General features: G+C 65.9%; 25 protein-coding genes and 2 pseudogenes. 11 read left to right on the forward strand and 16 right to left on the reverse strand.

Annotation, left to right across the window (positions count from 1 at the left end):
• Nucleotides 1-39 precede the first annotated feature (39 nt).
• The 5 genes and pseudogenes from C3B78_RS00305 to C3B78_RS00325 all read left to right on the forward strand — a co-directional run.
• Nucleotides 40-1,068 carry a LacI family DNA-binding transcriptional regulator gene (locus C3B78_RS00305; protein ID WP_104996299.1) on the forward strand — a complete coding sequence of 343 codons (1,029 nt, stop codon included), beginning with the start codon at nt 40-42 and terminating at the stop codon, nt 1,066-1,068.
• A 39-nt stretch (nt 1,069-1,107) separates the two neighbouring features.
• Nucleotides 1,108-2,379: a sugar ABC transporter substrate-binding protein gene (locus C3B78_RS00310; RefSeq protein ID WP_104996300.1), complete on the forward strand. Its 1,272-nt coding sequence runs from the start codon at nt 1,108-1,110 to the stop codon at nt 2,377-2,379.
• A gap of 2 nt (nt 2,380-2,381) precedes the next feature.
• A complete protein-coding gene (locus C3B78_RS00315) occupies nt 2,382-3,407 on the forward strand; it encodes a carbohydrate ABC transporter permease (RefSeq protein WP_104996301.1) in 1,026 nt (341 codons plus the stop codon).
• Nucleotides 3,404-4,294 (forward strand): carbohydrate ABC transporter permease, encoded by an 891-nt coding sequence (locus C3B78_RS00320; protein WP_104996302.1) that lies wholly within the window; start codon nt 3,404-3,406, stop codon nt 4,292-4,294. The genes C3B78_RS00315 and C3B78_RS00320 overlap by 4 nt, the downstream gene beginning before the upstream one ends.
• A gap of 72 nt (nt 4,295-4,366) precedes the next feature.
• Nucleotides 4,367-4,534, forward strand: a pseudogene (locus C3B78_RS00325) (pyridoxamine 5'-phosphate oxidase family protein); the annotation flags it as partial.
• Here C3B78_RS00325 and C3B78_RS00330 read toward each other — a convergent pair.
• Together C3B78_RS00330 and C3B78_RS00335 are read right to left on the reverse strand one after the other, a co-directional pair.
• Nucleotides 4,531-5,139 (reverse strand): DUF6919 domain-containing protein, encoded by a 609-nt coding sequence (locus C3B78_RS00330; protein ID WP_104996303.1) that lies wholly within the window; start codon nt 5,137-5,139, stop codon nt 4,531-4,533. The pseudogene C3B78_RS00325 and the gene C3B78_RS00330 overlap by 4 nt on opposite strands.
• 65 nt (nt 5,140-5,204) lie before the next feature.
• Nucleotides 5,205-5,807, reverse strand: coding sequence for a hypothetical protein (locus C3B78_RS00335; protein ID WP_104999548.1), 603 nt, complete (start codon nt 5,805-5,807; stop codon nt 5,205-5,207).
• A 154-nt stretch (nt 5,808-5,961) separates the two neighbouring features.
• On the opposite strand from C3B78_RS00335, the gene C3B78_RS00340 reads away from it, so the two are divergent.
• Nucleotides 5,962-6,342 (forward strand): VOC family protein, encoded by a 381-nt coding sequence (locus C3B78_RS00340; RefSeq protein ID WP_104999549.1) that lies wholly within the window; start codon nt 5,962-5,964, stop codon nt 6,340-6,342.
• Between the two features lie 119 nt (nt 6,343-6,461).
• Here C3B78_RS00340 and C3B78_RS00345 read toward each other — a convergent pair whose 3' ends face one another.
• Nucleotides 6,462-6,857, reverse strand: a complete 396-nt coding sequence (locus C3B78_RS00345) for a DUF5997 family protein (protein ID WP_104996304.1) — start codon at nt 6,855-6,857, stop codon at nt 6,462-6,464.
• On the opposite strand from C3B78_RS00345, the gene C3B78_RS00350 reads away from it, so the two are divergent.
• Complete coding sequence (locus C3B78_RS00350) at nt 6,820-7,644, forward strand: LysR family transcriptional regulator substrate-binding protein (RefSeq protein ID WP_234005475.1); 825 nt, start codon at nt 6,820-6,822, stop codon at nt 7,642-7,644. The genes C3B78_RS00345 and C3B78_RS00350 overlap by 38 nt on opposite strands.
• A gap of 90 nt (nt 7,645-7,734) precedes the next feature.
• Here C3B78_RS00350 and C3B78_RS00355 read toward each other — a convergent pair whose 3' ends face one another.
• From C3B78_RS00355 to C3B78_RS00365, 3 genes are read right to left on the reverse strand one after another with little or no spacing between them, the layout of a single operon-like run.
• Nucleotides 7,735-8,397, reverse strand: a complete 663-nt coding sequence (locus tag C3B78_RS00355; protein WP_104996305.1) for a DUF3618 domain-containing protein — start codon at nt 8,395-8,397, stop codon at nt 7,735-7,737.
• Nucleotides 8,394-8,825, reverse strand: a complete 432-nt coding sequence (locus tag C3B78_RS00360) for a phage holin family protein (RefSeq protein WP_104996306.1) — start codon at nt 8,823-8,825, stop codon at nt 8,394-8,396. Before C3B78_RS00360 ends, C3B78_RS00355 begins: the two co-directional genes overlap by 4 nt.
• Nucleotides 8,822-9,679 (reverse strand): hypothetical protein, encoded by an 858-nt coding sequence (locus C3B78_RS00365; protein WP_104996307.1) that lies wholly within the window; start codon nt 9,677-9,679, stop codon nt 8,822-8,824. Before C3B78_RS00365 ends, C3B78_RS00360 begins: the two co-directional genes overlap by 4 nt.
• A gap of 271 nt (nt 9,680-9,950) precedes the next feature.
• Between C3B78_RS00365 and C3B78_RS00370 the strand changes: the two genes are divergently transcribed.
• Nucleotides 9,951-10,481: a MarR family winged helix-turn-helix transcriptional regulator gene (locus C3B78_RS00370; RefSeq protein WP_104996308.1), complete on the forward strand. Its 531-nt coding sequence runs from the start codon at nt 9,951-9,953 to the stop codon at nt 10,479-10,481.
• 62 nt (nt 10,482-10,543) lie between these two features.
• On the opposite strand, the gene C3B78_RS00375 is transcribed toward C3B78_RS00370, so the two are convergent.
• The 9 genes and pseudogenes from C3B78_RS00375 to C3B78_RS00415 all read right to left on the reverse strand — a co-directional run bounded on the left by C3B78_RS00375 (nt 10,544) and on the right by C3B78_RS00415 (nt 20,723).
• Nucleotides 10,544-10,879, reverse strand: a complete 336-nt coding sequence (locus tag C3B78_RS00375; RefSeq protein ID WP_104996309.1) for a hypothetical protein — start codon at nt 10,877-10,879, stop codon at nt 10,544-10,546.
• Nucleotides 10,880-10,962: 83 nt separating this feature from the next.
• Nucleotides 10,963-12,219, reverse strand: coding sequence for a D-arabinono-1,4-lactone oxidase (locus C3B78_RS00380; protein WP_104996310.1), 1,257 nt, complete (start codon nt 12,217-12,219; stop codon nt 10,963-10,965).
• Nucleotides 12,220-12,284: 65 nt separating this feature from the next.
• Nucleotides 12,285-14,030, reverse strand: coding sequence for an amidase (locus C3B78_RS00385; protein ID WP_104996311.1), 1,746 nt, complete (start codon nt 14,028-14,030; stop codon nt 12,285-12,287).
• The gene (locus tag C3B78_RS00390) at nt 14,027-15,130 is read right to left on the reverse strand and encodes an agmatine deiminase family protein (RefSeq protein WP_104996312.1); all 1,104 of its coding nucleotides are present in this window, start codon (nt 15,128-15,130) and stop codon (nt 14,027-14,029) included. Before C3B78_RS00390 ends, C3B78_RS00385 begins: the two co-directional genes overlap by 4 nt.
• 83 nt (nt 15,131-15,213) lie before the next feature.
• Nucleotides 15,214-15,930, reverse strand: coding sequence for an alpha/beta fold hydrolase (locus C3B78_RS00395; RefSeq protein WP_104996313.1), 717 nt, complete (start codon nt 15,928-15,930; stop codon nt 15,214-15,216).
• Nucleotides 15,931-15,993: 63 nt separating this feature from the next.
• Nucleotides 15,994-17,964 carry a glycoside hydrolase family 32 protein gene (locus tag C3B78_RS00400; RefSeq protein ID WP_234005476.1) on the reverse strand — a complete coding sequence of 657 codons (1,971 nt, stop codon included), beginning with the start codon at nt 17,962-17,964 and terminating at the stop codon, nt 15,994-15,996.
• A 138-nt stretch (nt 17,965-18,102) separates the two neighbouring features.
• Nucleotides 18,103-19,701 carry a glycoside hydrolase family 68 protein gene (locus C3B78_RS00405; RefSeq protein ID WP_104996314.1) on the reverse strand — a complete coding sequence of 533 codons (1,599 nt, stop codon included), beginning with the start codon at nt 19,699-19,701 and terminating at the stop codon, nt 18,103-18,105.
• A 430-nt stretch (nt 19,702-20,131) separates the two neighbouring features.
• Nucleotides 20,132-20,414, reverse strand: a pseudogene (gene rsgA, locus C3B78_RS00410) (GTPase RsgA); the annotation flags it as partial.
• Between the two features lie 72 nt (nt 20,415-20,486).
• The gene (locus C3B78_RS00415) at nt 20,487-20,723 is read right to left on the reverse strand and encodes a zinc-ribbon domain-containing protein (protein ID WP_104996315.1); all 237 of its coding nucleotides are present in this window, start codon (nt 20,721-20,723) and stop codon (nt 20,487-20,489) included.
• A gap of 144 nt (nt 20,724-20,867) precedes the next feature.
• On the opposite strand from C3B78_RS00415, the gene C3B78_RS00420 reads away from it, so the two are divergent.
• The 3 genes from C3B78_RS00420 (at nt 20,868) to C3B78_RS00435 (ending at nt 25,341) form a co-directional block, all read left to right on the forward strand.
• On the forward strand, nt 20,868-22,019 hold the full coding sequence (locus C3B78_RS00420; protein ID WP_104996316.1) for a GGDEF domain-containing protein: 1,152 nt from the start codon (nt 20,868-20,870) through the stop codon (nt 22,017-22,019).
• 104 nt (nt 22,020-22,123) lie between these two features.
• Nucleotides 22,124-23,722, forward strand: a complete 1,599-nt coding sequence (gene mptB / locus C3B78_RS00425) for a polyprenol phosphomannose-dependent alpha 1,6 mannosyltransferase MptB (protein ID WP_104996317.1) — start codon at nt 22,124-22,126, stop codon at nt 23,720-23,722.
• A 302-nt stretch (nt 23,723-24,024) separates the two neighbouring features.
• A complete protein-coding gene (locus C3B78_RS00435) occupies nt 24,025-25,341 on the forward strand; it encodes a phosphoribosyltransferase (RefSeq protein ID WP_104996318.1) in 1,317 nt (438 codons plus the stop codon).
• Here C3B78_RS00435 and C3B78_RS00440 read toward each other — a convergent pair.
• The gene (locus C3B78_RS00440) at nt 25,338-26,594 is read right to left on the reverse strand and encodes a glycosyltransferase 87 family protein (protein ID WP_104996319.1); all 1,257 of its coding nucleotides are present in this window, start codon (nt 26,592-26,594) and stop codon (nt 25,338-25,340) included. The two genes, C3B78_RS00435 and C3B78_RS00440, sit on opposite strands and share 4 nt — an antisense overlap.
• Nucleotides 26,595-26,608: the final 14 nt, after the last annotated feature.

Raw genomic sequence — 26,608 nt, forward strand, 5'->3', positions numbered from 1 at the left:
GGGCGAGCAAGCCGGGGATCGAACCAAAGGAGACGGGCGATGGCGTCACGGGTGACTATTGTGGACCTCGCCGAGCAGCTCGGAGTATCCCGGCAAACGATCTCCAATGTTTTGAACGCGCCACACCGGGTCAAGGAAGAGACTCGCATCCGGGTGGCCAGGGCAATCGAAGAAAGCGGCTATCGGCCCAACGCGGCCGCCCGGCAGTTGCGCAACCATGTGTCACGGAACATCGGCATGCGGCTGCAGCCGGCCGGCAACGGAATCAGCGGGACGGTACTCACGGATTTCCTGTACGGGCTTACGGAGGCTGCACACGGCCACGGATACCGCGTGACGCTCTACTGCGCGGACTCGGACGAGGAGGAAATCAGCCGGTACGAGGAGCTGGTCACGGAGGCTGACCTTGACGGCTTCATCCTCACGGCAACCCACCATGACGATCAGCGGGCCGCCTGGCTCGTTCAACGCGGGATTCCGTTCGTAGCCTTCGGCCGGCCCTGGAACGCGGGGAGCGACGTGCGCGAAGCCAGCCATTCGTGGGTGGACGTCGACGGCCGTATCGGGACACGCGAAGCCACCGAACACCTCATCGCGGCAGGGCACCGGAAGGTCGGCTACATCGGCTGGCCGGACGGTTCCGGTGTCGGCGGGGACCGGCGGGCCGGGTGGCAGGAGGCGATGGCGGAACATTTCGGGACGGAAGACCCTGCACCGCTCAACTACTCCGGCGAAGACACCGCTGCCAGCGGCTCCTCGGGCGCGGCCTACCTGCTGGCCAAGGGAGCCACCGCCTTCGTCTGCGCCAGTGACAGCCTCGCCCTCGGCGCCAGCGCGTACCTGCGGCAGTCCGACCAGCCCGGCCTGGCCTCAGCCGTCGTCGGCTTCGACAACACCCCGGTGGCGGCCGCCGTCGGCCTTTCCAGCGTGTCACAGCCCGTGGAATCCGCGGCCGGCGAGGTCATGCGGCTCCTGCTCGGCCATTTGAACAGCCCGACGGCGGAACCGCAGCACGTGCTGCTGCGTCCCAGGCTTGAGCTTCGGGACCTCCAGCCGTTCAGCCACTAGCTTTTACAGCCACAACAAACCCCAACTAAGGATCAGACAATGATGACTGCACTACACCCTGCCCAAAAACAGAAAGCATCCCGCGTGCTGGCCGGCGCCGTCACTGCCCTCGCCACCCTCGCCCTGGTTGGCTGCGGCTCCGGTTTCAGCGGCGGTGGCGCGGGCGGCTCGGAAACCCCTGGCGCCGGCGGCCCGCTGAACGTTCTCATCGCGTCCTCGGGGGAAGCGGAATCCACCGCAGTGAAAACGGCTGTGGCTGACTGGTCCGCCGGCGCCGGAACGGAAGCCACCGTCAACGTCGCCTCGGACCTGCCGCAACAGCTGAGCCAGGGCTTCGCCTCCGGCAAGCCAGCCGATGTCTTCTATGTCTCGGCCGACCAGCTGGCCAACTACGCGGGCAACGGCTCACTCGAGCCGTATGGAGATGCGCTGGCCAATAAGGATGACTTCTATCCAGCCCTGACCGAAGCCTTCACCTATGACGGGAAGCTCTACTGCGCACCCAAGGACTTCTCCACGCTGGGGCTGGTCATCAACCGGGACCTGTGGAGCCAGGCAGGGCTAACCGAAGCCGATGTTCCCCGGACCTGGGAGCAGCTCGAGGCCGCAGCCGCCAAGCTGACCCGGGACGGCACCGTGGGCCTGGCATTCGGCCCCGAGTACCAGCGCGTGGGAGCCTTCTTCGCGCAGGCCGGAGGCGGCCTGGCGAAGGATGGCAAGGCCAGTGCCAACAGCGGAGAGAATGTTGAGGCGTTGGGCTTCGTCAAGAAGATGATGAACGACGGCGTGGCCAAGTTCAGCTCCGAGCTTGGCGCAGGCTGGGGCGGCGAGGCCTTCGGCAAGGGCCAGGCCGCCATGGTGATCGAGGGCAACTGGATCCAGGGTGCCCTGGACAAGGACTACCCTGCCATCAACTACCAGGTGGCCGAACTGCCGGAGGGGCCGGGCGGCAAGGGGACCCTGACCTTCACCAACTGCTGGGGCATCGCGGCGGACAGCAAGAACAAGGACGCCGCCCGGAAGCTGGTGGAGCAGCTGACCAGCAAGGAAAGCCAGCTGGCCTTCTCAGCGGCCTTCGGCGTGATGCCGTCCATCAAGTCCGCCCGTGAGGAGTGGACCGCAGCCTTCCCGGCCCTGGCACCCTTCATGGCAGGTGCAGATTACGCCCAGACGACCCCCTTGCAGCAGGGCGCGGCTGACGTCCTGGCGGATTTCAACGCCCAGCTGGAGCAGCTGAAAGACAAGGAGCCCAAGGCCATCCTCGATTCCACCCAGGATTCACTGGAACCGGTCCTTGAGGGGGCAAAGTAGCGGTGGCAGCGCGAGCAGCAGGAATCCACGGCAGGCAGGCGCTGGCCGGCTGGATCTTTGTGGCGCCCGTCGTGCTGATCCTTGGACTGTTCCTCCTGGTTCCCGTGGTGATGGCCGCCTGGGTCAGCGTCTCGGACTGGACCGGGCGGGGCAGCCCCTTCGGCCCGGGGGTGGGGTTCGTGGGAACCGAGAACTACCAGGCAATCGTTGCCGGCGGCGGGCTGGCGGAAAAGGATTTCGGAACGGCACTGCGGAACAACGCCTATTACGTCCTGCTGGTGGTACCCCTGCAGACGGCCATGAGCCTGTTCCTGGCCGTGCTGGTCAACAGGGAGGTGCTGCGGGGCCGCGGACTGTTCCGGACGGCCTTCTACTTCCCTTCCGTTACCAGTTCGGTGGCCATCACGGTGCTGTGGCTGTTCCTCTTCAGTGCAACGGGCGTGGTCAACAAGGTGCTCAGCTTCGTGGGCGTCCAGGGGCCCAACTGGTTCCAGGATCCACGCGGGGTGCTGCACCTGCTGCTCTCCGCCGTCGGTATTGCGGGGCCCGCCGCCACCGGCGGCCAGTTCCTGGGCGTCGGCTGGTGGGAGTGGCTGTCCGGGCCGTCCGTCGCGATGTCGGCCTTCATCCTCATGGCGGTTTTCACCACGTCCGGAACCTTCATGCTGCTGTTCATTGCGGCGCTGCAGGGGCTTGGATCTGAAGTCCAGGAAGCGGCACTGGTGGACGGAGCGTCCGGCTGGCAGCGGTTCTGGTTCGTCACCCTGCCCATGCTCAAGCCCACGCTGTTCACGGTCCTTACTCTGGGCCTGATTGGATGCTGGCAGGTTTTCGACCAGATCTATGTGGGAACCCAGGGCGGCCCGTCCAAAACGACACTCACCCCCGCGTACCTCAGCTTCAACTCCGCCTTCAACAACCAACAGTGGGGCCAGGGCGCGGCCATCAGCTTCATTCTCTTTGGCATCATCGTTGTCTTCGCGATGGTCCAGCGCTGGCTGCTGCGGGATAAGGACAGTGCACGATGACCATCCAGACCCGGCCCAGGCCGGACTTACACACGACGCCGGTACCGGCCGCTGGTGCCCGCCGCCGCTTCACTGGAGGCTGGCTGGCCTACGGGCTGCTCACGGCCCTGGCCTTGGCCTACTCCTTTCCGTTCCTGGTACAGCTGGCCACCAGCTTCAAGACCGAGCCGGAGGCTGCGGCAAACCCGCTTGGCCTGCTGCCCTCCACCTGGTCCGGGGCCGCATACACCGCACTGTTCGCCAATTCCGACTTCCCGTCGTGGACCGTGAACTCGCTGATCGTCACCGTCCTGGTCACCGCCGGCCGGGTGTTCTTCGACTCCCTGGCCGGCTATGCCCTTGCCCGGCTGCAGTTCCGGGGGCGCGCCACCGTGTTCGCCATCCTGGTGGGCGTCATGGCGGTGCCGGGGGTGGTCCTGCTGATCCCCAAGTTCCTGGTGCTCAACCAGTTGGGCATGTATGACTCCTATTCAGGCATGGTCCTGCCCCTCCTGGCGGACGCCGCGGGGGTGTTCATCATGAAGAACTTCTTTGAGTCCGTTCCGGCGTCCATCGAGGAACAGGCCCGGATCGACGGCGCGGGAGTCTTCCGGACGTTTTGGTCGATTGTGCTGCCCATGTCCATGCCCGCCCTGATGACCATCGTGATCCTGAGCTTCCAGGGTTCCTGGAACGAGCTGAACCACTTCATCGTTTCCACCCAAAGCCCGGAGCTGACCACCCTGACCAAAGGCGTGGCACAGCTCGCATCCGGGCAGCTGAGCCAGGGAACCCAGTATCCGCTCAAACTGGCTGCCGCCCTGTTGATGACCGTGCCTGTGGCGATTGTGTTTTTCATCTTCCAGAAGCGGATCATGAACAGCAGCGCCGGAGCGGTGAAGGAATAGCCCGTGGCATCCCGGAGCAGGCCGGCTGAAATATAGGCATGCCTATCAATAGGCTGGCGGTGGGGAGCGTCCCCCGACGGACCGGACACCCCCGAGGTGTGCCTGCTCCGGGTCGATTCCGACTCCGCCGAATACTGGACGAGCCCCGGCGGAACGGCCGCCACGGTGTTCCAGTGGGTGAAGTCCAAGGTCACCAACAGCCGGATGAGCGTCGGCGAGAGCGGCACGGTGGAGCTTTAGTCCAGCTCCACCCTTTGCAACGCTGCGAGGACCTCCGGCAGCAGGAGATCGTTCCGTCCCCAGGCGGGATCGAAGACCTCCACGTACCAGGAGTCGGACAGCAGCAGGGCCAGGGCATCGTTGGTTTCGTCCGCCCAGTCCTGGACCTGCTCCTCCTTCACCGGATTTTCGCTTGACCCGAGGACCGTGGTCACTTCTGTCCCGGCCAGGGTCACCGGTATCGCTGCGCTGCTGGCCTCACCGGGAGCATGGGCCACCGTCACCAGTTCCGTGCGCGTGGACAGGGCCAGCAGGGCAGTGGCCGCGGCGGCGGAGCAGAACCCTGTCACGTACTGCCGCTGCGCAGCCGATTCGGTTCTGATGCCGGGCTGGGACTCCTTGGTGAACATCCCGTTTCGGTTCAGCTCGGCGAGGGCAGCGGCAAGCGGCCGGGTTTCGTCGTCGAAGCCGGGCGCAAACGTGCCCGGCTGGTACTGGCTTGCCCCTTCCAGCCACCGGGCGGTCAGCTCGCCGGCGGCCGCGAGCGTCGTGGCCTGCCGCCAGACCCCGCGGTCTTCCAGCAGCCGGCCGAACTGGTCACGGGTTGGTAATTCCTGAGGATCCATCTTCGGATGCTATCGCCGCTGCTTACTGCGTTCCATGGCAGCGACACAACGGGTAACGTCCGGGCCTACGCCTGCTCGGCCGGAATGCCTGCTGCCCTCTCGGCAGCGGCGAGCGTTGCACCGAGGCTGGTGACGGCGTCGGGATACCCCTGGTGGGGGACCGCACGCAGCGCCTCAGCCTGCCGCATGGCCTTGATGAGGGCGGAAGTTTCCGGTGTCCGGACGTCCGTCAAAGCCGGGTAATCGATCATGCAGGCCGGATCCAGCTCATATCGGCGCCATCGCGCGATCAGTTCGTCGTGGCGCGCCTGCGCTTCCCGGTGCGCCGCTACCTGCTGCAGGGATTCCCGGCGGCCGCTGCGCCACGCCAGGTACCGCGGGCTGCCCACGTACGCAGCCACTCCGGCCGCCACCCCCGCGCCGCCAAGGAACAGTCCCGCCCACGGGGATATGAACGCCGGGATCAGCAAGGCGGGAACAGCCACGGATGAGCCCAGGAACAGATCCCAGAAGAGCTGGTCCTGCCGTTCTGCCGTGTCCTCCCGTGCGAGGAGGGAGCGGCGCCGGATGACAAAGACCGTGGCCGCAACGCTGGCCACCAGCACCATGCCGCACAAAACCACCGCACCTGCCCCCTGCAGCAGGCCCTGCACTGCGGCTTCGGCCATGTCTGACACCTTGCACCTCCGGCATTGAAGGCCCGGACAAACAGCCCGGGTGGTCCTTCCATTGCAACGTTTTCCGGCCGCCCGGTCAATGGCCGGGACTCCGGGTTCGGTGCATGCCCTTCTGCCCGGGGACAAGGCACCGTACCTTGGGACCATGAGACTCAAAATGTGCAGCATCCACGTCAAGGACCCGGCCGCCGCCCACGATTTCTACACAGGAACCCTGGGCTTTGAGACGCTGATGGCCATGCCGGAGTACAACCTGTACATCATCAAGGACCCCGGCGCGGACAACGGATCTGTCGGGCTGCTGCTGGAGCCCAGCGACAACCCCATCGGCTCCACGTACATGAACGCGGTGCACGACGCCGGGCTCCCCGCCATAGTGTTCGGCGTCCCGGATGTGAAGGCTGAGTACGAGCGCCTGCTGGCAGCCGGGGTCAGCTTCAAGAGCGGCCCCACGGAAGATCCTTCCGGGATCAGCGCCGTGTTCGACGACGGCTGCGGGAACTTCGTCCAGCTGCACCAGGACTGAAACGACCTGGCTGAGGAGCCGCGACACAGACCTGCCCTGACATAACAGAGGCTTGTCCGCGGATCCGGACCTTCAAGGTCAGGATCCGCGAACAAGCCTAGGTTTCGAGGGCTAAGCGGCTACGCGCGCGCCTTCTTGGCTTCCTTCTTGGCCGCCTCTTCCTTGACACGCTGGGCCTCGGCCCGGACGGCGGCGTGCGTGGCGCGCTCGGTAACCAGCCACTGCGGCGGAGCCTGGAGCAGCGCGGTGATTTCCGCCGTCGTCAGCGCTTCCTCAACGCCGCCACGCGCCAGCCCGCTGATGGAAACGTTCAACTTCTGCGCCACCACCGGGCGCGGGTGCGGGCCGTTGCGGCGCAACTCGGCGAGCCACTCCGGCGGGTTGGCCTGGAGCTCGGCGAACTCGGCGCGCGTGATGGTTGAATCCTGGAACTCCTGCGGTGTTGCGGGCAGATAGATGCCAAGTTTCTTGGCAACGGTGGCCGGCTTCATGGACTGGGAGTTTGCAGAGGTCATGCTTCAAGGGTATCCGGGCGGACGGTACTGTGAAGACGTGCCCTCCGAGAACATCCCCCAAAGCCCTGCCCCCGACGAATCCCCGGAGCAGGAGGCACCCCGCGTGCTCCGGTTCGCCTACGTGGCCGGCGTGACGCCCGGTAAGTGGATCCGCCGCTGGGAAGAGCGCGTGCTTGATGTCCCGCTGGAGTCCTTTATGGCCGACGACGGCGCGCAGGTTGAGGTGCTGCGCAACGGTTCCGCCGAGCTCAGCTTTGCCCGGCTTCCGGTGGAGCGCGAGGGCCTGAACGTCATTCCGCTCTACGAGGAACAGCCTGTGGTGGTAGCGCCCAAGGGCCACGAAATTTCGGTCTTTGAAGAGGTGGCCCTGGCGGACCTTGGCGAAGAAACCTTCCTGGACGTCGCGGAAATGGGAGGGCCCGAGGCTGCCCTGCAGGTGGTGGCCTCAGGTGCCGGCCTGGTGATCCTGCCGATGTCCGTCGCCCGGCATTTCAACGTTAAGGACACCGTGGCACGGCGCCTGACGGGCGCCCCGGGCACGGAGATCGCTTTGGTGTGGCCCGCGGATTCCACGGACGAAGTGATCGAGGAGTTCATTGGGATCGTGCGCGGCAGGACGGCGCAGAGCTCCCGCCAGCCCTCGGCGCAGCCGGCCAAGGTGAAGAAGGATCCCAAGCCGGACCGGCGCGGCACCGGAGCCAAAAAAGCGCCCAAGGTTGCCCAGCGGTACGCCCCGAACCCGGACAAGGGACGCGGCAAGGGCTCCCGGAAGAAGGGCAAGCGCTAGCCGGAAGGGATCAGTTCTTAACGCCGCGAAGGCCAGCTCCGAGGCGGAGCCGGCCTTCGTTGACCTAAGGGTTCCTAGGTGTTGTGGAATCTAGGTGTTTTTGACGTGGTCTGCGGCGTCGGTGGCGCGGTCTTTGACGTCGGTGGCGGCGTGTTGGCCTTCGGCTTTGACGTTTTGGGCGGCGTCGGTGGCGGTGGCTTTGACGTTTTCCATGGCTTCCTGGGCGGGTTCCTTGAGGTCCTGGGCCATGTCCTTGGCGGCGTCGGTGACCTGGGTGGCCAGGGGCTCGGCGGCGGTCTTGAGCTGCTGGGCTGCCTCGCGTTCCGTCTGGCTGGCCGGGATCAGGGAGGAGATGAGCATTCCGGCGCCGAACGCGATCAGGCCGGCGGCCAGGGGGTTGCCCTGGGTTTTGGCTTTGATCTGGTCCGGGGTGTGGGAGATCGCGGTGCCGGCGTCGGAAAGCGTGGAGGCCACGTTGTCCTTGGCTCCGTGCAGGGTGTCTCCGGTGGAGTGCAGGGCGTCGGTGGTGTGCCCGGCGCCGGAGTGCATCCGGTCCTGGACCCGGGTGGTGGTGTTGTCTGCTGCTCCCATGATTTTCTCCTTCACGCCGGTGACCGCGTCTTTTACTTTGTCGGTTTGGCGGTGGACGATGTTGGACGGGGTGACTTTGTCGGCCACGGCGTCAACGTTGGTGCCCAGGCGTGCGCGGGTGGCTTCTATGTCTGAACGGATTGCGTCCGGGTTATCGCTCATCGGTTTACCTCACCTGGTTTTAGGGTTGGGGGAATTTCGGACAGGGTCTCGCCTGTCTGGGGCAGGCCCTTGATCTGTTTGAGTTCCTTGCGCCCGATCGAGGCCAGGACGGCTGCGATGATGCCCCAGATCACGGCGACGATCAGGGCGGCCCAGCCCAGGGGCATCAGGGCGCCCAGGGCGAACATCAGGGCCAGGGACAGGAAGACGAGCACGAAGTGCCCTGCCATGCCTGCCCCGCCGAGCATCCCGGCGCCCTTGCCTGCTTTCGTGGCTGACTGCTTGGCTTCTGCCTTGGCGAGTTCGAGTTCCTGGCGCATCAGGGTGGACAGGTCGCGGGTCACGTCCCCGAGCAGCTCGCCCAGCGAAGCGTTGTCAGCCTTCTGATGCGCCGCACTCGGCGCAGGATCCGGAATAGAACTACTCACAGCTGGCGTCCTTCCGTTGACCGATAAGTGCCGTCCGCGGCGTGGTAGCTGCCATCTTCATCGCGGTAGGGGTCATCCTCGTACCGCAGGGGGGTGTCGTCTGCAGTTCCCCCGGGGAGGGTTGAGGTGGACACAGGTGCCCTCGTGCCGACTACCGGCTCGTCGAAGAGGTCGTCAGTGCCAGCGGCATAGACGGTCTCCGGATGAAGGGGCGCAACCGGCTGGGGCTGCACCGACCGCTGCGAGGACACGCCCTGGACTGCACCCTGTGCCTCCGGTGCCCCCGCGGTGAGGCCACGCGTGAGCCGTCCGGCCAGGACGCCGGCGCCGGCCGCGATCAGCAGGAACGTGCCGGGACGGTTCCGGGCAAACCTCTGGACTTCGCCGAGCAGGTCTCCCGGCTGCTTGTTCTCAAGCCATGAGGCGACCGTTTCGGTGGAGCTGGCTGCCTGCCGGATCAGGTCACTGGCGACGCCCTGCTGGTCGGGTGCGTCGGCCATGCTCTGCAGCTGGCTTGAGATGGTGCGGATGCCCTCCGCAGCCTTCTGCTGCTGGGTCCCGGCCTGGCTTGTCAGGCCCGACTTTGCCTGGTGCAAAAGATCCTGCGCATTGGACTTCGCCTCAGAGGCCACATGTGCGGCTTCCTCCTTGGCGGCCTGGGCAACCCCCTGGGCTGCGGAGGTGGCCTGGCCGGCAACCTGCGAAGCTTCTTCCTTTGCCGCCTGGCTCTTGGAGCCCCCGGCGGAACCGGCAGCGGGGGACGTGCCATAGCGTTCGTCAGCGCCTGAGTCCGGTGCACCGAAAGGATCGGTGGTAGCAGGGGTGGATGTCTGGGGCCATTGGTTCTCTGTCATCGGGCTCTCTTTCATGAAGGGTCAGCTGGCGATCAAGAACCAGCAGTGCTGGCTAGTAGTAAGCATGGTTACTAATTAGATACTAAGCACACTTCCCTTTTGGAACGCAAGGGGGCGGCCCAATAAGCGGCCGCCGGGCGCGGACTTTGGCTCACCGATAGTAAGCCTACTTGCGAATATGATGCTAAGCATGCTTATTGTAGAGACTGTAGCGACGCAAAAGAGGTGATCACACCCTGCATTTCGCCACCCACAGGAAGGCCACGGCCCGATGACCAGCAATCTTGATCCAGATGCCCGGAGCAGCTACCGCCTCATTTCGGTGGCAGCCCGGCTGGTGCAAAGGCGGCAGGACGATGCCCTGGCCCACTTGGGCCTGACGCGGGCCGCCGTCATAGCGCTGGAAGGCCTCGCGGCCGGGCCCCTTAACCAGGAGCGGCTCGCAGAGTCCATTCGCGTCCAGAGCCAGACTTTGGGACGCGTACTGATCCGGCTGGAAGGAGCCGGGCATATCACCAGGACCCGCCAGTCCACCGACCGCAGGCAGTTCAAGGTCGAATTAACAGAATCAGGCGTAGCGGCCCTTGAGGCTGCCCGCAGGGCCGAAATCAGCGCGTATCCGGATGATCCCAGCATTGACTGGAAGGTCCTCAGTGAGGAATTGGCTAAGTTTGTGAGCGCCTTGCCTGCGGAGCGGGAGCATGACGTAGTCCCGTTTGCCGCGCCTGAACACCGCCCGGTAAGGCGGCCCAAGGGCGGCCGCGGCACCGGCCTCCGCGGCGTGGACCAGCCCCGCCTTTGAGCCGCGGCAGCCGACCGACGCCGGGTGCTGGTGTCTGGCCGGCTGGGCAGATAGGTGTATAGCTAAGCCGAGCAGGCGTCCTTGAGTGCCTGGACGGATTCGCCCGGCACTTCGTCTCCAGCCGCGGCGATCTGGCCCAACGGCGTCGTAATCTCTGCGGGGACTCCGGCCGTGCGGGCGGCGGAGACCAGGCCGGCCAGCACCTGCTTGTCTTCCACGCTGACCAGGCCGTCCTGCACTACGGCGCAGATCTGCCGTTTCACTTCCGCGGCGCCTGCGGCAGCCACCTTCGAAGCGGCGTCGCTGGCAGCATTGCCGGCAGCCTCCTCAGCGGCACCACAGCCGGCGAGGAGCAGGAACAGGGGAACGGCGGACAGGGCGGCAAGGCGGTGTTTCATCAACCCAGCCTATCGGCCCCGTGCAAACGCGTCCGGGGAACAGGGCTCCCCGGCAGGACCCCCTGCCGAAGCGCGCCTGATGATCAGCGCGCGCTGGCCGCCGGAACGCCGAGGATGCTGTCCAGCAACCCGTTCCGGAACTTCCCGTCAGGATCGTGGGCCGATGCCAGGGAACGGAAGTCGGCGAAACGCGGGTAGAGCGCCTCCCAATCATGGCCGGCCGGGGAGAACAGCTTGCCCCAGTGCGGGCGGGCCCCGAAGGGCCGCAGGGCATCCTCGAGTTCCGGAAGGACCGCCTCCACCTCAGGCTGCAGCGGCTTCCACGTGAAGTGGAGGGCCACGCTCTGCTGCCGGTAGAAGGGGCTAAGCCAAAATTCATCGGCGGCACCGGTGCGGATCTCGGAAACAAACAGCAGTGGCGCGAGCTTGTCCGCAAGGCCCCGCACCTCCTCGATGGCGGCCGGGGCGTGCTCCAGGGGCAGGATGAACTCGCTTTGGAGCTCCTCGCCGTTGCTGGGTGTGAACTCATGGCGGAAATGGGGCAGGCGGTCCAGCCACCGGCCCGGCTGGTCCATCTGGAGCGTGCAGTTTTCGGCGGACATGTCCGGCAGCGGGTGCCTGGCGGTGCGGGCGGCCGAGGCACCGAACAGCTCACCCAGCGGCCGCTCCGAATCCAGTGCCTTGAGCCACACCTGGCTGATGGAATCCCCGGCATAGTCCGTGAAAAGACTGACGCTGTAGGCGCTGGAGACGATCTCGCGGAAGCTGCCCAGTGCCTGGTGCCACGGCAGGTTCTCCAAAACGCGCTGGCGCATCCGGAAGCTCGGCCGGACGCTGAGTTCCAGTCCGGTGATGATGCCCAGGGCGCCGAGACCCACCACGCTGGCCAGGAATTCATCGCCGTCCGCGCGGGAAAGCGTCACCTGTTCACCGGAGGGCCGGACCAGGTGGATGGATTCGACGGCGCCGGCCAAGGACTGGTTGTCCACGCCGGATCCATGCGTTCCCGTCTGGACTGCACCAGCCACGGAGATGTGCGGAAGGGATGCCAGGTTGTGGATGGCTACGCCGGACTGTTCGAGCGAGCGGCACAGCGTTCCGTAGCTGACCCCTGCACTGACGCGGACGGTCCGGCGCTCCGGATCCAGGTCGATCGTCCGGGGCAGGCCGTCCAGGAGCACGTGGACGCCGTCGGTGTCGCCCACCCGGTTGAACGAGTGGCGGGATCCCAAGGCTTTGACCCGGCGGGCCCCGGCCACGATGCCGGCAAGTTCTTCCACTGACGACGGCTGCCGGACCTCCGCTGAGGCGTACTCGAGGTTTCCTGCCCAGTTCTTCATTAAGTCGGCTTTCCGGTCGGAGGTGAAATTGGCTTTCTCCACTGTCAGCGCTAACAATCGGGCTGTCAAGGCACGTCCGTTCCCTTCCCGCCGGGTTTGGAACTGGTGCGGGGCGGCGGAACCCGCCTGCTGCCGGTGGCTTCGAAAGCGGCCGCAAGGTGCAACAGTCCCGTGTCGCTGTAGGCCCTGCCGGCAAAGGTCAGCCCCACCGGCATGGCGATGTCCGCAGCCAGACCCATCGGGACCGTCACCGTGGGAATGCCCAGATGCCGGGGGACCAGGTTGCCGTTGGACACCCAGACGCCATTGCGCCAGGCCAGCTCTGCCGAGTGCTCGTTGCGGTCGGCGTCGGCAGGGCCAACATCAGCGGCGGCCGGGAACACCACCGCATCAAGGTCCAGGCAGTCCATCCACTCCTCCAGGTCAACCCGGCGTGTCTCCTCCAGGCCGCGCAGCCCCTCGGCCAGGTGGGGTATCCCGGACAGCACTGGCACTCCGTTGTCCCGTATCCACCCCGGGTAGTCGCTGATGTCGTCCCCAAACCCGTGGTACCGGTCCGGCAGCGAACCGTCCGGCGCGGGGAAGATGCTGGCGCCGTCGACGTCGGACAGCCGGGAGAGGTTTGGGTCCCCGTTGGCATCCAGGAAGTCGTGCCAGGCCCAGGCCGAGAGGTCCACGATTTCCCTCCGGAGGTATTCGGGGGACACCAGGCCCCTCGTGGCAATGGTGGATGCGCCTGGCCGGTCCCCTTCATAGTTGGATACCACCGGGAAATCCACCTCCACGACTTCCGCCCCGGCTGCCTCCAGCGCGCGGCGGGCGGCATCCCACAGATCCATGATGGAAGCCCTGGTCTGGATGCGCTGCCCGGTGGGCCCGCCAATCCCCGGGGCGGGAGCCGTCCCGGCCTTCGCATCGGCGTTGATGTACATCCGCGGCACGCCCAGGCGCTTGCCGGCCAGGACGTTTGCCGCAGCCGCAGGGCCCGGGATGGCCAGATCCAGGTAGGAGGCTGGGCGCACCGCGGACGCTTTCGGCACCTCAACCCAGGGCTGCATCCGCCAGAAATCGCCGCGGGTTTCGGTATCGTCAGCCACCACCACGTCCAGCACTTCCAGGAGGTCATCCATGGTGCGGGCATGCGGGACCACCACGTCCATGGTGGGAACCAGCGGCCAGTTGCCGCGGACCGAGATCACGCCGCGTGAGGGGGTGTAGGCGCAGAGAGCGTTGTTCGACGCCGGCGCCCGCCCCGAGGACCAGGTTTCCTCTGCGAGGCCGAAGGCGGCGAAGCTGGCAGCCGTGGCGGTTCCGGAGCCGTTCGAGGATCCGGAGGCAAACGCCGCGGTCAGGTAGTCCGCGTTATAGGGGCTTTCCGCCCGGCCGTACACCCCGCGCTGCATCCCGCCGTTGGCCATGGGCGGCATGTTGGTGAGGCCGATCAGGACCGCCCCGCCGGACCGCAGCCGCTCGATGGTGAAGGCATCACGCCGGGCCACGAGGTCCTTGAAGGCCGGGGAGCCGGCAGCCACCGTCAGTCCCGCCACCTGGTAACTGTCCTTGGCGGTGTAGGGAATGCCGTCCAGGGGGCCGAGGGTGGAGTTCCTCGCGCGCCGTTCGTCGGAGGCCCTTGCCTCCGCCACGGCCCCGGGGTTCAGGACCACCACCGAGTTCAGGCGGATGCCGGACCTGTCGTATGCCTCGATCCGCTGCAGGTACTCGCGGACCAGTTCCTCGCTGGAGACCCGCCCCGCTTCCAGTGCTTCGCGGAGCTGCCTGATACCTGCTTCCACCACGTTGAACGGGCTCACGCTGCGGCGTCCTGTCGCCCGGCCGGCACCGGCTGCTGCTGGGTGATGCAATGGATGCCGCCGCCAAAGGCGAAGATGTCCCGCGCGTCCACCAGTTCTACGGTGCGGCCCGGATAGGCGCGTTCGAGGATTGCGGCGGCAACGGCGTCGTTCGGGTCACCGAAGCTGCAGAGGACTACTACGTTGTTGGCCACGTAATGGTTGATGTAGGACCAGTCCACGAACCCCTCGTCGTCTTCAAGGGCGGCAGGGGCGGGCACGTCGATGATGCGCAGCGGCCGGCCCTGGGCGTCGGCCTGCCCTGCCAGGACGGCATGGAGGTCCTGGCAGACCTCATAGTCAGGGTGGTCCGGATTGTCCTGGCGGTGCAGCAGGACAGTGCCCGGGCCGGCGAAGGCAGCCACGATGTCCACGTGCCCGCGGGTGCCGAATTCACCGTAGTCGCGGGTGAGCCCGCGGGGCAGCCAGATGGCCTTGGTGGTTCCCAGTGCGGCGTGGATCGCGGCTTCCACCGATGCCTTGGTGGCGCCCGGATTTCGCTGCGGATCCAGCTGCACCGTTTCGGTGAGCAGGACTGTCCCCTCGCCGTCCACGTGGAAGCCGCCGCCCTCGTTGACCAGGGAACTCGGATGGACCGGCACCCCTGCGTGCGCCGCGAGAATGCGGCCCACGTTCTGGTCCTCGCCCCATTGAGCCCACTGCTGGGCGCCCCAGCCATTGAACACCCAGTCGACGGCGGCCACGGTACCGTCCGGACGGCGCGTGAAGGTGGGCCCGCTGTCGCGCAGCCAGGCGTCATCGAGCGGAACGCCAAGGACAGTAATCCCCTCGCCGAGCCACTCCCTGGCGGTCGTCGCGTCACGGGGATCCGCCAGCACGGTCACCGGTTCATAGCGGCTGATGGTGCGCGCAACGCGTGACCAGGCCGCACGCGCGCGGTCCAGGGTAGGGCTCCCGGCTGGGCCGAAAGTTTCGTTGGGCGGCGGAAAGGCCATCCAGGTGCGCTGGTGGGTTTCCCATTCGGCGGGCATGCGGGCGGGAGCTGCGTCCGGCGTCGGTGCAGGAGCGGCAGCCCCGGAAGGCGAGTAAATGAATGGCATTCATTTATTATGGAGACGGCGATGCTTCCGCGCAAGGGGTTGGGAAAAACCTTCTGGGTGGTTGGTACGCGGAGGTGCAGCCCTTACTCGGCGGGCTGGCCCTTCCGGTCAACTGCCGCGAGGATCGCCCGTGCCAGTTCCGCCGGCTTGGTGAACTGGGGCCAGTGCCCGGTGGGAAGGTCCACGAACTCCACATCGCGGACCCGCGCCAGCTCGGCAACAAAGGGGTGGCCGGCGTCGATCCATTCGCGGAGCAGCGAGGAGGGGAATTGGCACGCAATTACCGTGGCCGGGACGTCATAGCGGCGGGTATCGTGCAGGTGCTGCTTGCTGTAGGCCACTCCCTTGGGTTGCGGGATGGCACGTGCGCGGAATGCTTGCCGCAGCCCGTCGTCCAGGTCAACGAGGTCGGCATTGTCGAAGCCTTCCCACGGCGGCAGCGGAATGTCGTCGCCGTCGGCCTTCAATTCGTTGTTGATCACGTCCCCTTCACCCAACGGGCCGCTGTCCACGTAGATGGCGCGTTCCACCCGCTCCGGGCGCGCGTCCAGCGCGCCGTGGATGACGGCGCCGCCCCCGGAGTGGCCCACCAGGACCACTTTGCCCTCGAGCGCGTCAATGGCGGCAACCACAAAGTCGATGTGGTCCTGCAGGCTGATGCCCGCCCGGTCCGCGTCAACGGATTCAAGGCCGGGCAACGTGAGCGGATGCGGCCGGTGTCCCGCGGCCTCGAGCGCCGGGACCACCTCCTGCCACGAGGAGGCATCCAACCAGAAACCGGGTACCAGGATGATGTCCATGCTGGAACCCTAACTTGTTGCGGCAGGCCTTGGTAGCGTCAGGAGCGCTTGTGCAGCGGGATATCAGCGGGCCGGGGACAGCGGCGTGTAGTCCAGGGTTTTGAGGGGGAGCGGCCCCTTGTCCATGGCCATTGTGATGGCGTGCTGCTCCGAGCGGGGGAGGACGAGCGACGTCAGTGTTTGCCCGCCCTCGTCGGGGAATACTTCGACGGAAGAGTGGTCAACGAAGACAGTAAGCTTCACCACGCCGCCCTTCGCTGGGGCTGCTGCAGTCCGCCGCTGGGTGAAGATCGGGCCCAGGTCGGTATCCGTGGGCTGTTGCCGGTCCAGGAACACGGTTCCGTCCTGGAAGTTGTAACCGATGGTGGCGAATGGAGAGCCTTCGCTTTCCATGCGAATCCGCGCCTCAGGCCCGTCGTGGGGTCCGGGCCGTTCAAGCGTCACGTCCAGCCGGTACGCCCCTCCCTGGGAGGACGGAAGGGCCCTCGTGCCGTCGGGTGTGGACCCTTTGAGATCCAGGGTCTGGCCCCCAAGCCGGCTCAACGATTTTGCAGGAGTGGAGACAAGGGTTGGGCGGTCCTGGACGGTTTTGAGGCGGATGTCCCGAATGAGGGTGTCCATTCCGCCGTGCCAGTCCCCGGTGGGGAGTTTCCGGGCGTAGTCCCAGTTGTTCATCCACCCGATTGCCTGCCGGGACTGCTTTTTCTGGCCCTCGGTGAGCCGGGGGTCGTCCCAGGTCACGGCTGCGTAGAAGTCGGACCCGGCGTCCAGCCACTGATGGTCCCCGTCCCGGGGCGTGAAGCGGGTTCCGTCCCAGTTTCCGGTCCAATAGGCGACACCAGTGGTTCTTCCCTCTTCTGTTCCGTTGGCGCTTGCCGCGAGGACCCAGGTTCTCTTGCCGGGATCGCCGTCCAGGTCCAGCTGGAACAGGTCGGGGCACTCCAGTGTCCCCAGGCCGGTCCGTTCGAAACCTGAAACGTAGCGCCAATCCTTCAGGTTGGAGGAGGTATACATGCCGATCTTGTGACCCTCGGCAAGGACCATGAGCCACTGCCTGCGTTCCCCGTCCCAGACGATTTTCGGGTCCCGCCAGTGCTCTGCGCCGGGGTTGTCCATCACGGGATTGCCCCCGTACGGGGTGAAGGTGAATCCGCCGTCGGTTGAATAGAACAGGGACTGGCGCTGGACACCCTGGTCCTGCTGCGTCAGGACTGAGATGACCGCGCCGTGCCCAAAACCGGCAGTGTTTTCGTAGTCCACCACCGCGCTGCCGGTTTCAATGTCCCCCAGCCCGTTTTTGTACTTCTCAATGGCCACCCCTTCGTCCTTCCAGGTCAACAGGTCTTCACTGGTGAGGTGGTACCACTCGGTTCCGTTGCCGTCCGGATAGTCGGAGTTGTACAGGTAGTAGTAATGCCAGAGCCCATTGAGGAAAAAGGGCCGTTGCGGGTCATTCATCCAGTTGCGTTCGGGCGTGATGTGGTAGTCCGGGCGGTACTTCGATGAGTTTTGCGGCCGGTCAGTGATTGGCCCTGGCCTGGTTGGCTGTTCCTGCAGGCCAACGTCGGAGAGCATCTGCCGGAGGGCTTCATCGGTGACGCAGCCCGGCCGGCGGATTTCCCCGGCTCCGGCCGGCACAGCGTCTTCCTCGAGGTTTGAGCGTACGTAGATTTCGCCGTCAACCCTGGCTGCCGCCACCCAGCCGTCGGCGCAACTGATGCTCCTGAGGTCCGCTACCCCTTCCGCTTTGACCGGATGGGCTGCAGAGAGGCTGTGGTCACCGCCGGCCAGCCAATAGGAGGCATAAGCGCCCGCTGAATCCTTGGATGCGGACTGGGCCGCCGCAACGTTCTGAAGCGCCTCTTCTGCCCGGACTTTGGCGTTCGATCCCTCGATCGGAACAACGGTGGTGAGAAGGGCGGCCAGGATTGCGAGGGCTGCTGCTGTCCAGGCAATGCGCCGGCTGGTGGCAGTGCGGAGATCGGGTTTTTCCAGCATGGTGACCATTTCGGTTGGGACTGCTCGTCTGCGCACGGGTGCGCCACGGCAACGGAGCGGGACGCCTGGGTTGATGGCGCCCCGCTCCGCATTGGTGTCAGCTTGCGCACAGGCAGCGAACCTGCGCATGCGCTGCCTGCAGGCAGGATGTTGTCGAGGTGGCCTCGAGGGTGGTTACTTGTAGTGTCCCTCGCCGCCGACACGGACGTTGGTGGGCAGGTAGCCGAACGGGCCCAGCCCGTTCTCGCCGAAGCTGCGGTCAACCTGCGTGACGCCGTTCTTGAAGTTGATCTTCACGGTCGGGGACAGGGAGCCGCCGCGGACGCCATTGACGTTGTCGATGAACGACTGCACGAGTCCATTGGGCTGCACGTAGTGCGAGTAGGCCTGGAACTGCCGGCCGTTCTGCTGGCCGGAGATGGTGCCGCTCGGGTTGTTGGCCGGCAGGTTCAGGTCGGTGGGCGAACCGAGTGCCAGGCCGGAGTTGTTGACGGGCTGGTAGTCGGAGCGCACGCCGTCGCCCACGAAGCCGTAGACGCCGTCGGGGCCGCGCATTCCGGCCGCGTACGTGAACTGGTGGCTGATCGTGTACAGGTAGTACTTGTTCTTGCCGTCCTCGTTCTGGATGAAGATCTGGGGACGTTCAGTCTGGTCGTTGACGCAGTTCGCGGAGAGGATCGGAGGCAAGAAGGACCACTTGGTCAGGTCCTTGTTGTCCGCCACGGCGAGGCCCACATTGCCGGTCTGGTAGAAGGCGCCGCTGCTGTTCACCTCGTCGAGGGATTCTGCGTTGGCATCACCCTCACGGTAGCCGAGGTCTTCCTCGGTGCACTGGTACTCGCCGCGGTTGCCGCCCGTGTTGCCTTCGAAGACCATGAACGTCTTGCCGGGGTGCGCCGGGTCGGCGAAGGTGAACGGGTCGCGGAACGCGAAGCCCGGGTTCTGCTCCTTGGTCTGGTACATCTTGCCGTCCGGCTCCAGCAGCTTGGTGTGCTCGAAGCCGTCGAACCAGACGCGTTCCTCGTTGGCGTGGATGTTGCCGAGGGCCTTGGCGATGGCCGCGTCCGGGGCGATGCCGCCGCCGCCCGCGTTGCGCTCGGCCACATCGTGGAAAGTGGTGGCCGTGTAGAACACGTTCACGTGGTTGCCCTGCATCAGGCGGGTGGAGCCGGACCACTCGGTGTTGCCGATGGAGGAACCGTCCACGAAGAGGTGTCCGCCGTAGTTCCACTTGTCCTTGGCCGGGTCCGCATTGGTCTTGCGGAAGAAGAAGCCGATGCGGGCGTTCCAGTGGCGCTGGTCGAAGTTGTAGCCGGCGTGGCGGTCAGCTACGAGCGAGAAGATGACGTCGTAGCCCTTGTAGCTGATCTGGTTGGCATTCTCGTCGGTCAGGGACCAGGTGTCCCAGACCCAGACGTCCTCATTCATGGTGGGGAAATCCGCGGGGATTTCCGGCATGGTGACGTCCGGGCTCATCGAGTTCTGTCCGGGAGCCACCGTGGTGTCGCTCTGCGCCATGATCTGGCTGGCATCGGCGCGGGTCCACTTGGAGGTGAAGTCCGACGCCGGGTCGAAGGCTTCCTGGGTGTGTTCCGTGGGGAGCGGGAAACCGGGGGTCGGCGCCGGCATCTGCTCTGCGGCCGGCGGATCGGCAGGCTCGTTGGCCTGCGCCGACGGTACGGCAAGGAAGGCCGAGGCAGCCACGGCTGTTGCCAGTGCCGCGGCGGCGGACCGCCACCGCGGCATCCGGGGGGTTTGGGGGTGCTTGTGCATTATTGCTCTTCTCGCGGAGTTGTAACTGTTCGTGGAAGACGGGCATCTGCCCTCATTTCCCGATACTCCGGCGGCCCCGATTCCGCAGGCGTCATCAGGGACGCCGTTGTTCGGGGGCGAACCGGCGTAGGACCGCCGGTTCAAAGGCCAGGAGACTTTGTGGGCTCCGGGCCGCACCCACCGTAGGGAGAGGTGGGAACCAGGTGCAAGTATGTTTCCAGGCACCCAAATGCCAGTTTCCCGCTGATCATGTAAGCGCTTGCATCTGAAGTTGCGCGCGCGTAATCGGTCTGGCTATCCAAGTCAAATGTTTCTTCCGGAGTTCGTGATCCCGCAAAGCAGCGTCCATCCGGCACTATCACCGCCGCCTCCGTCCGGCCAGGACGGCAAGTTCCCGCTGCAGCTTCAGGTAGTCCGCGAGCGGCACCAGTTCCCGGGAGGTGGTGACCACGTCCACTCCTGCAGCCTGCAGGATGACTTTCCGACGACGTCGTCCGCCACGTCCGCGAGGTCCGCCTTGGTGATAGGAGAGTGGCCCCCGGGTCCCACGCCGCCACAAGGGTGCGTTCCAACCGATTGTGCGTCAGGGGCCGGTCGACCGGGACCACCACGCCAACAGTGTCCATGTTGGCGGCCAGGGCCTGTGCCTCGGAGGAGGCTTTGAACGCGCGCCTGCCGCTCAGTTCCGAACTGCGCGGCAGGACGCTGAGGATCCTGCCCGTTGTAGCCACGGCGGGCACAACCGTCCATGGTTTTCTGCTTTTTGTTCCGGGCGGTTCCGTTGCCTAGCGCTGCAGTTCCAGTGCCCGCCGCTGCCGCGCGGAAATGCTTGAGACGTACCCGCAATTGGTGCACGTGATCTGGTAGGAACGCGACGTGGTGAACACCGGAATGAAGAAGAGCGTGAACTTGGTAGCCCGCTCCTCAAGGTGGTGGTGGGCGAACGCCCGGCAGTACTGGCACGTGGCCGGTTTCCCGGGCAAGGCCTTGAGCACTGTCTTGAAACCAAAAAGAAGGAGCATGGGGGTTGCCTTCCGGAATAGTCCTGCTGGCGGTCCCCCAAGAGTAGTCCCTGCACCAGCCCATCGTCCCATCCTGACAACCTCCCGGACCGGTGCGATACTTGGGGTCGGCACGGTATTCGGCAGCGGGGGGACTTCGGCAACATGGCTCTGGATACCGTAACCCTCCGGTCCGCCTTTGGCCTGATGGCGCTGGTGCTGATGCTGCTCTTCTACTTTTCCGCCTACCGGACCACGCGCTCGCCCTACAGCGGCTGGTGGTGCCTGGCGCTCTTGTTCTTCCTGTCAGGATCCAGCTGTTTCCTCCTGGACGGGACAGCCCACCAGGTCTGGGCCAACCCCATGGGCAACGTGCTCCTAGTGCTCGGCGGAGTGGCCGTCTGGTCTGGCGCCCGATCGCTCCGGACCGTGCCGCCGCCAAAGTGGGCGTTTGCCGGCATCCCCCTGGTGACCCTGGTGGCCTCGGTCCTGGACAGCCCGGCCACCAACACCTGGTCCGGGGGCCCCGTGTTCCTGGCAGCCATGAGCCTTACCGTAGGCTTGGCGTCGCGCGAACTCTGGCGGTTGGAACCGGGATACTCGCGCGTGAGGATCCCCATGGCAGCGGCGGCAGGCGGGCTCTCCGTGTTCTACCTGCTGCGCTGGGCGGCGTTCGTCCTTGAGGGGCAGGACGGCCCCATCTTCGTTACGGTTTTTGGCTCTGCGGTCACCACGCTCGTGACCATGGTCCTCCTGGTGGTGGTCTCCTTCAGCATGGCGGCCCTCAGCAACGAACAGCAGACCAGGGCGCTCCGCATGGTGGCCTCCCGCGATGACCTGACCGGGCTCCTCAACCGCAAGGCATTCCTGAACCTGGCGGCAGAACAGTTGGCTGACCTGTCCATAACCAGGGGCACCGGCGCCCTGGTCCTGGCAGACCTGGACCACTTCAAGGCGGTCAACGACACCTTTGGCCATGCTGCCGGGGACGCGGCCCTCCAGACCTTCGCGGACGCCTGCACCGCCACGGTGCGGACCACTGACCTGGTGGGACGCTACGGCGGGGAGGAATTTGTCATCCTTATCCCCGGAGCCAGCGCTGAACGGGCAGAAAATATTGCTGCGGCGATCAGCCGGCGCCTGGCCGCGGCAAGCACCGTGGACGGGATGGAGATGCCCACAGCCAGTTACGGAATTTCCACGTACGACGGCGCCACAACGGACGTGGACCGCCTCATCGCCTCCGCGGACGCCGCCCTCTACCGGGCAAAGTCGCTCGGCCGGAACCAGACGGCGCGCAGCGATCGGATGCTCTAGCCTCGAAGGGCAGCCGTAAGCCCGGCTGATAAAATAGCGGCGTTGCAGGGCGGCCTTATTGCTGGTCCAACCAGCGCCGTAACCAAGTAAGGGACCAGACACACATGACGGCAGGCGGGTCACACCTCGGGACTTCGGAGACGCAGCCGGCAGCGCCGGCCAAAGCCTCCGGCCCGGCCACGGGCCGCGCCTACCTAGCTACCATCGAGGGCTTCGTCGGGGCCCTGATGATGTTCATCGGTTCCATCGGGACAGGGTGGATCGCCAACGGCTCACCCATGATCCGCCAGCCGGTGGTAATCGCCCTTCGCACGGAGGGCTGGGGAGTGACAGTGTCCACCGTGCTCCTAACGGTGGGCGCCATGGTGCTGATTCGGTCCTGGCTCCGGCTGGGCCAGCGCTTGGCGGACTGGGGCAAGTCGTCGCTGCGGTCCGTCGTCATCGCCATCTCCGCCTGGTCCCTGCCGCTGCTTTTCTGCGTTCCCGTATTTTCCCGCGACGTCTATGCCTACACTGGCCAGGGCAGGCTGGTGATGGAGGGCCAGAACCCTTACCAAGTGGGCATTTCCACCCTCAGTAACTGGTTCTCGCTGGGCGCCGATCCTGCCTGGGCGGAAGCCAGGACCCCCTACGGCCCGTACTTCCTCTGGCTGGCGCGCGGGGTGGTGGGGCTGACCGGTGCGCAACCGGACGTGTCGGTCCTCCTGTTCCGCCTCCTCGCCGGCGTCGGAGTCCTGCTCTGCGTCATCTACGTGCCCAGGCTGGCGGAACTGCACGGCATCAACGGGGCGCGCGCACTGTGGATCTCCGTGGCCAACCCGCTGTTCCTGATCAGTTTCATTGCCAGCGCGCACAATGACGCCCTCATGGTGGGCCTCGCCGTCGCAGGCGTCTACCTCGCGGCCACCCGACGCTACGTGCTCGGCGTGCTGCTGGTGACGGCCTCGATCGGAATCAAGCCGATCACTGTCCTCCTGCTTCCCTTTGTTGGCCTGATGTGGGCGGGCCCGTCCGCTTCCTGGCCCCGCAAGTTCCTGCTGTGGGCCGCGACGGCAGGCATCAGCTTCGGCGTGCTGGCCCTCAGTGGCATCCCGTACAACCTGGGGATGGGGTGGGTGTGGGCCATCATGGACCCCACTCCGGGCTATACCGGCTACTCGCCATCGGGCTTCCTGGGCCAGCAGGTGGAGTTCCTGGGCAACGTGCTGGGGCTCCCCGGCGGCACGTTCGCCACCCTCCTGCGGACGGGAATGAAATGGGCGGCGATCGCGCTGGTCCTGGTCCTGATGTTCCGCGGTGACTACTCCCGCGCGGTGCGCCGGATGGCGCTGGCGTTTACCGCCGTCGTGATGCTTTCGCCCATCATCCAGCCCTGGTACATCCTCTGGTTCCTGCCCTTCCTGGCCGTTACCGGCATCCGGGACGACTGGCAGATCAGGTCGCTGTACGTGGGCGTAACGTTCTTCGTGGTGTTCGGCGCGCAGGACCAGCTCTCCGTATGGTCCTTCGTGGAGCTTCCCATCGACGCATCCTCGCTGGCGTTCGTCACGGCCCTTGCCTTCACGTTCTACCTTCTATTCCTCGATTTGCATACACGGCGGCTACTCATAGAGGCCAGGCCGCTTGACCTGGTAAAACGCGGGTGGAACAGGGCTGGGGCCGTGGTTGAGGCGAGACGCGGGGCTGCCCGGCATCAGCCGTGACCGGCGATGTACGCTATCTGACCTCCCACCGTTGCCACCTGCGTATAGTCGCTTTCCAAAATATTTATGCCCGTTGCGGCATCTACCGTTTCGGCGCGGCGCCGGAAGCCGGGTGAATCGAGCTCAAGGCCGTGCCGCAGCCGCGTCTTCCGCTTGGCCGGGCCTTTCGGCACTATTGGCTGTGCTCCGCGCAGGTATCTACTGGAAACGCACCGGGACCACAACTGTCCTCGCTCCCGGAGGGGAGGGCCCGCCGGAGCGGATGTCTGGCAGATGACTGGTCTCATGCGGAGGGGTGCCTGATGTATGAATTCCTGGGCAGGGTTGACGCCGGCCGGAAGCTGGGGCTCGTGTTGGAACGTTTCCGCGCGGAAGACGTCCTGGTCCTGGGGCTGCCCCGCGGAGGGGTTCCGGTGGCGGCGGAAGTTGCGAAGGCCCTGAATGCTCCGCTGGACGTCATCGTGGTCCGGAAACTCGGCCTCCCGTTCCAGCCGGAAGTAGCAATGGGAGCCATTGGTGAAGGCGATGCGCGGGTCCTCAACCAGCGCGTCATCTCGCTCGCCGGAGTAACGGAGGATGATATCGAGGCCGTTGAGCGGCGCGAGCGCGTGCGGCTGGAATCCAGGCTGGAACGCTACCGCCAGGGGAGGCCCCGGAAGGACCTCGCAGGGCGCACCGCCATCATTGTGGATGACGGCATCGCAACGGGGTCCACGGCGCGTGTTGCCTGCCAGGTTGCACGCCACCTGGGCGCAGCAAAGGTGATCCTGGCAGTTCCAGTGGCCCCGGCGGATGCGATGGCATCACTGTCCGAGCCGGACCAGGTCTATTCCCTGATCAGCGCCCGGAACTTCCAGGCCGTGGGGTACTACTACCGCGACTTCTCGCCCACCACCGACGAGGAAGTGGTGCAGCTGCTCGATGCCGCCGCGCTGCGGGAACGCCTTGCCGGGGCGGGGGCTGCGGGCATCGACCAGGATGTGCAGATCGCAGTGGACGGGGTTGCGCTCCACGGCGATCTGCACGTTCCGGAACCGTGCAGTGCGGTGGTGGTCTTCGCCCACGGCAGCGGGAGCAGCCGGCACAGCCCCCGCAACCGCTACGTTGCCTCAGTCCTGCAGGGTGCGGGCCTGGGCACACTGCTGCTGGACCTGCTCACCCCGGCAGAGGAAGTGGACCGCGCGAATGTCTTCGACATCGCCTTGCTGGCTGAGCGGCTGGGCGCGGCAACCCGCTGGCTGAGCGGCAGGAGTGACACCGCAAGATGCAGGGTGGGATATTTTGGCGCCAGCACCGGCGCCGGTGCCGCCTTGTGGGCGGCAGCCGGCCCTGACACGGAAGTGGACGCCGTCGTTTCCCGGGGCGGCCGCCCGGACCTCGCCGGACCGCGGCTGTCGGCGGTGCGCGCACCCACCCTGCTGGTGGTAGGGGGCGCCGACACCCAGGTCCTGGCCCTGAACCGCCAGGCAATGGACCGGATGCGGGCGCCGGTCCGGCTGGAGGTGGTCCCGGGGGCAACCCACCTGTTCGAGGAGCCCGGAACGCTCACCCAGGCCGCAAACCTCGCGCGGGAATGGTTTGCGCGCTACCTGCTGCCGGGAAGCCAGGCCCGGAACTAGGCGCCTGCAGGCACCGCGGCAGGGGATTTACGCCCCAACTCGGCAGTCCGTTTCACCGACCACCACAGCAGCACCACCAAGAGCACATTGCGTGTGGTGAGGATCGCCGCCATCACCGGATGGGCGTGGATCAGCGGGGTGTAGAACAGGGGATAGATCACGAACGTGGTCATGGCGATGCCCATGAGCAGCGCTGCGGGGACCTTCCACCGGTTCCAGTCGTGGGCAAGCCCGGCAATGATCACCGGTGCCAGCCAGATGATGAACTGCGGTGAACCCACCTTGTTGAACACTATGAACGCCGTAACCATCATGAGCGAACCCTCAAGGAACAGCTCCTCCCGTTCGGCGCCGCGGTTCAGGGCCCGCACCAGCAGGACGGCGGCCACCACCGCGGCCAGGATCAGCAGCGGTTGCATCAGGAAAGCAGCTGTTCCGGCACCCGGGCCGTAGACCTCGGTGGAATTGATGGCGGTGTTGTCCGCCATCCTGGAACCGGCAATGTTGAACACGCTCAGCCACACCCACGGGGTGGAGAAGGTGGCTTCAAGCTGCATGCCGCGCTCGCCCTGGTTCAGGAGGAAGTCCATGATGTGCGGCAGGCCGCCGGAAATCCACGTTCCCAGCGCAACGACGGCGGTCACGGCAGCGCCTGAGAGGACCACATGGATCCGCTTCCGGCTGGCTATCACGATGGGTACCAGCACAGCCGCGGGCCACACCTTGATCCAGGTGGCGATGCTGAGCAGGATGCCGGCCACCACCGGCCGCTGGGCCGCGTACAGCAGCGCGATCAGCACGATCGGCGCGGTGATGCCTTCCACCCGCGCGAAGCTGAGGTAGCCCATGAAGACGGTGAAGAACAGCCACCACCAGGCGGGCGCAATGCCGCTCACCTTCCGCGGTCCGCGGGTGAGGAAGGCCAGCCCGACGGCGTTAAGGGCCGTGATGATCAGGAACCAGGCCAGGAGGTACAGGTCCGGTCCCGCGATATTGGCGAGGAAGATGGGGAGCTGCGCCAGCACCGGGTAGACCCAGGGGCTGATCTTCCCGTCCAGGTCCTGCGGGTTGTAGCCGTCCATTGCCCACTGGCGGTACTGCTCAGTGTCGCTGAAGGTGTCGCCATGCAGGAAGAAGGACGCCATCCAGCCCAGGAAGTAGAGATGCACGACGGCGAAGCCCCACCACACGGAGGACGGGCGGGCGAACCAGTCCACTACCTTGGCGGGGAGCACTTTGGTGCGGACGGTCACCAGCCGGTCAAAGA

It is taken from the genome of Arthrobacter sp. PGP41 (assembly GCF_002953935.1).
In the GTDB taxonomy this organism is placed as follows: domain Bacteria; phylum Actinomycetota; class Actinomycetes; order Actinomycetales; family Micrococcaceae; genus Arthrobacter.

Coding starts and splice junctions, on each gene's coding strand:
- C3B78_RS00305 (WP_104996299.1), top strand. CDS start 40: ATGGCGTCACGGGTGACTATTGTGGACCTCGCCGAGCAGCTCGGAGTA.
- C3B78_RS00310 (WP_104996300.1), top strand. CDS start 1,108: ATGATGACTGCACTACACCCTGCCCAAAAACAGAAAGCATCCCGCGTG.
- C3B78_RS00320 (WP_104996302.1), top strand. CDS start 3,404: ATGACCATCCAGACCCGGCCCAGGCCGGACTTACACACGACGCCGGTA.
- C3B78_RS00330 (WP_104996303.1), bottom strand. CDS start 5,139: ATGGATCCTCAGGAATTACCAACCCGTGACCAGTTCGGCCGGCTGCTG.
- C3B78_RS00335 (WP_104999548.1), bottom strand. CDS start 5,807: ATGGCCGAAGCCGCAGTGCAGGGCCTGCTGCAGGGGGCAGGTGCGGTG.
- C3B78_RS00340 (WP_104999549.1), top strand. CDS start 5,962: ATGAGACTCAAAATGTGCAGCATCCACGTCAAGGACCCGGCCGCCGCC.
- C3B78_RS00345 (WP_104996304.1), bottom strand. CDS start 6,857: ATGACCTCTGCAAACTCCCAGTCCATGAAGCCGGCCACCGTTGCCAAG.
- C3B78_RS00355 (WP_104996305.1), bottom strand. CDS start 8,397: ATGAGCGATAACCCGGACGCAATCCGTTCAGACATAGAAGCCACCCGC.
- C3B78_RS00365 (WP_104996307.1), bottom strand. CDS start 9,679: ATGACAGAGAACCAATGGCCCCAGACATCCACCCCTGCTACCACCGAT.
- C3B78_RS00370 (WP_104996308.1), top strand. CDS start 9,951: ATGACCAGCAATCTTGATCCAGATGCCCGGAGCAGCTACCGCCTCATT.
- C3B78_RS00375 (WP_104996309.1), bottom strand. CDS start 10,879: ATGAAACACCGCCTTGCCGCCCTGTCCGCCGTTCCCCTGTTCCTGCTC.
- C3B78_RS00380 (WP_104996310.1), bottom strand. CDS start 12,219: ATGAAGAACTGGGCAGGAAACCTCGAGTACGCCTCAGCGGAGGTCCGG.
- C3B78_RS00390 (WP_104996312.1), bottom strand. CDS start 15,130: ATGCCATTCATTTACTCGCCTTCCGGGGCTGCCGCTCCTGCACCGACG.
- C3B78_RS00395 (WP_104996313.1), bottom strand. CDS start 15,930: ATGGACATCATCCTGGTACCCGGTTTCTGGTTGGATGCCTCCTCGTGG.
- C3B78_RS00405 (WP_104996314.1), bottom strand. CDS start 19,701: ATGCACAAGCACCCCCAAACCCCCCGGATGCCGCGGTGGCGGTCCGCC.
- C3B78_RS00415 (WP_104996315.1), bottom strand. CDS start 20,723: ATGCTCCTTCTTTTTGGTTTCAAGACAGTGCTCAAGGCCTTGCCCGGG.
- C3B78_RS00420 (WP_104996316.1), top strand. CDS start 20,868: ATGGCTCTGGATACCGTAACCCTCCGGTCCGCCTTTGGCCTGATGGCG.
- mptB (WP_104996317.1), top strand. CDS start 22,124: ATGACGGCAGGCGGGTCACACCTCGGGACTTCGGAGACGCAGCCGGCA.
- C3B78_RS00435 (WP_104996318.1), top strand. CDS start 24,025: ATGTATGAATTCCTGGGCAGGGTTGACGCCGGCCGGAAGCTGGGGCTC.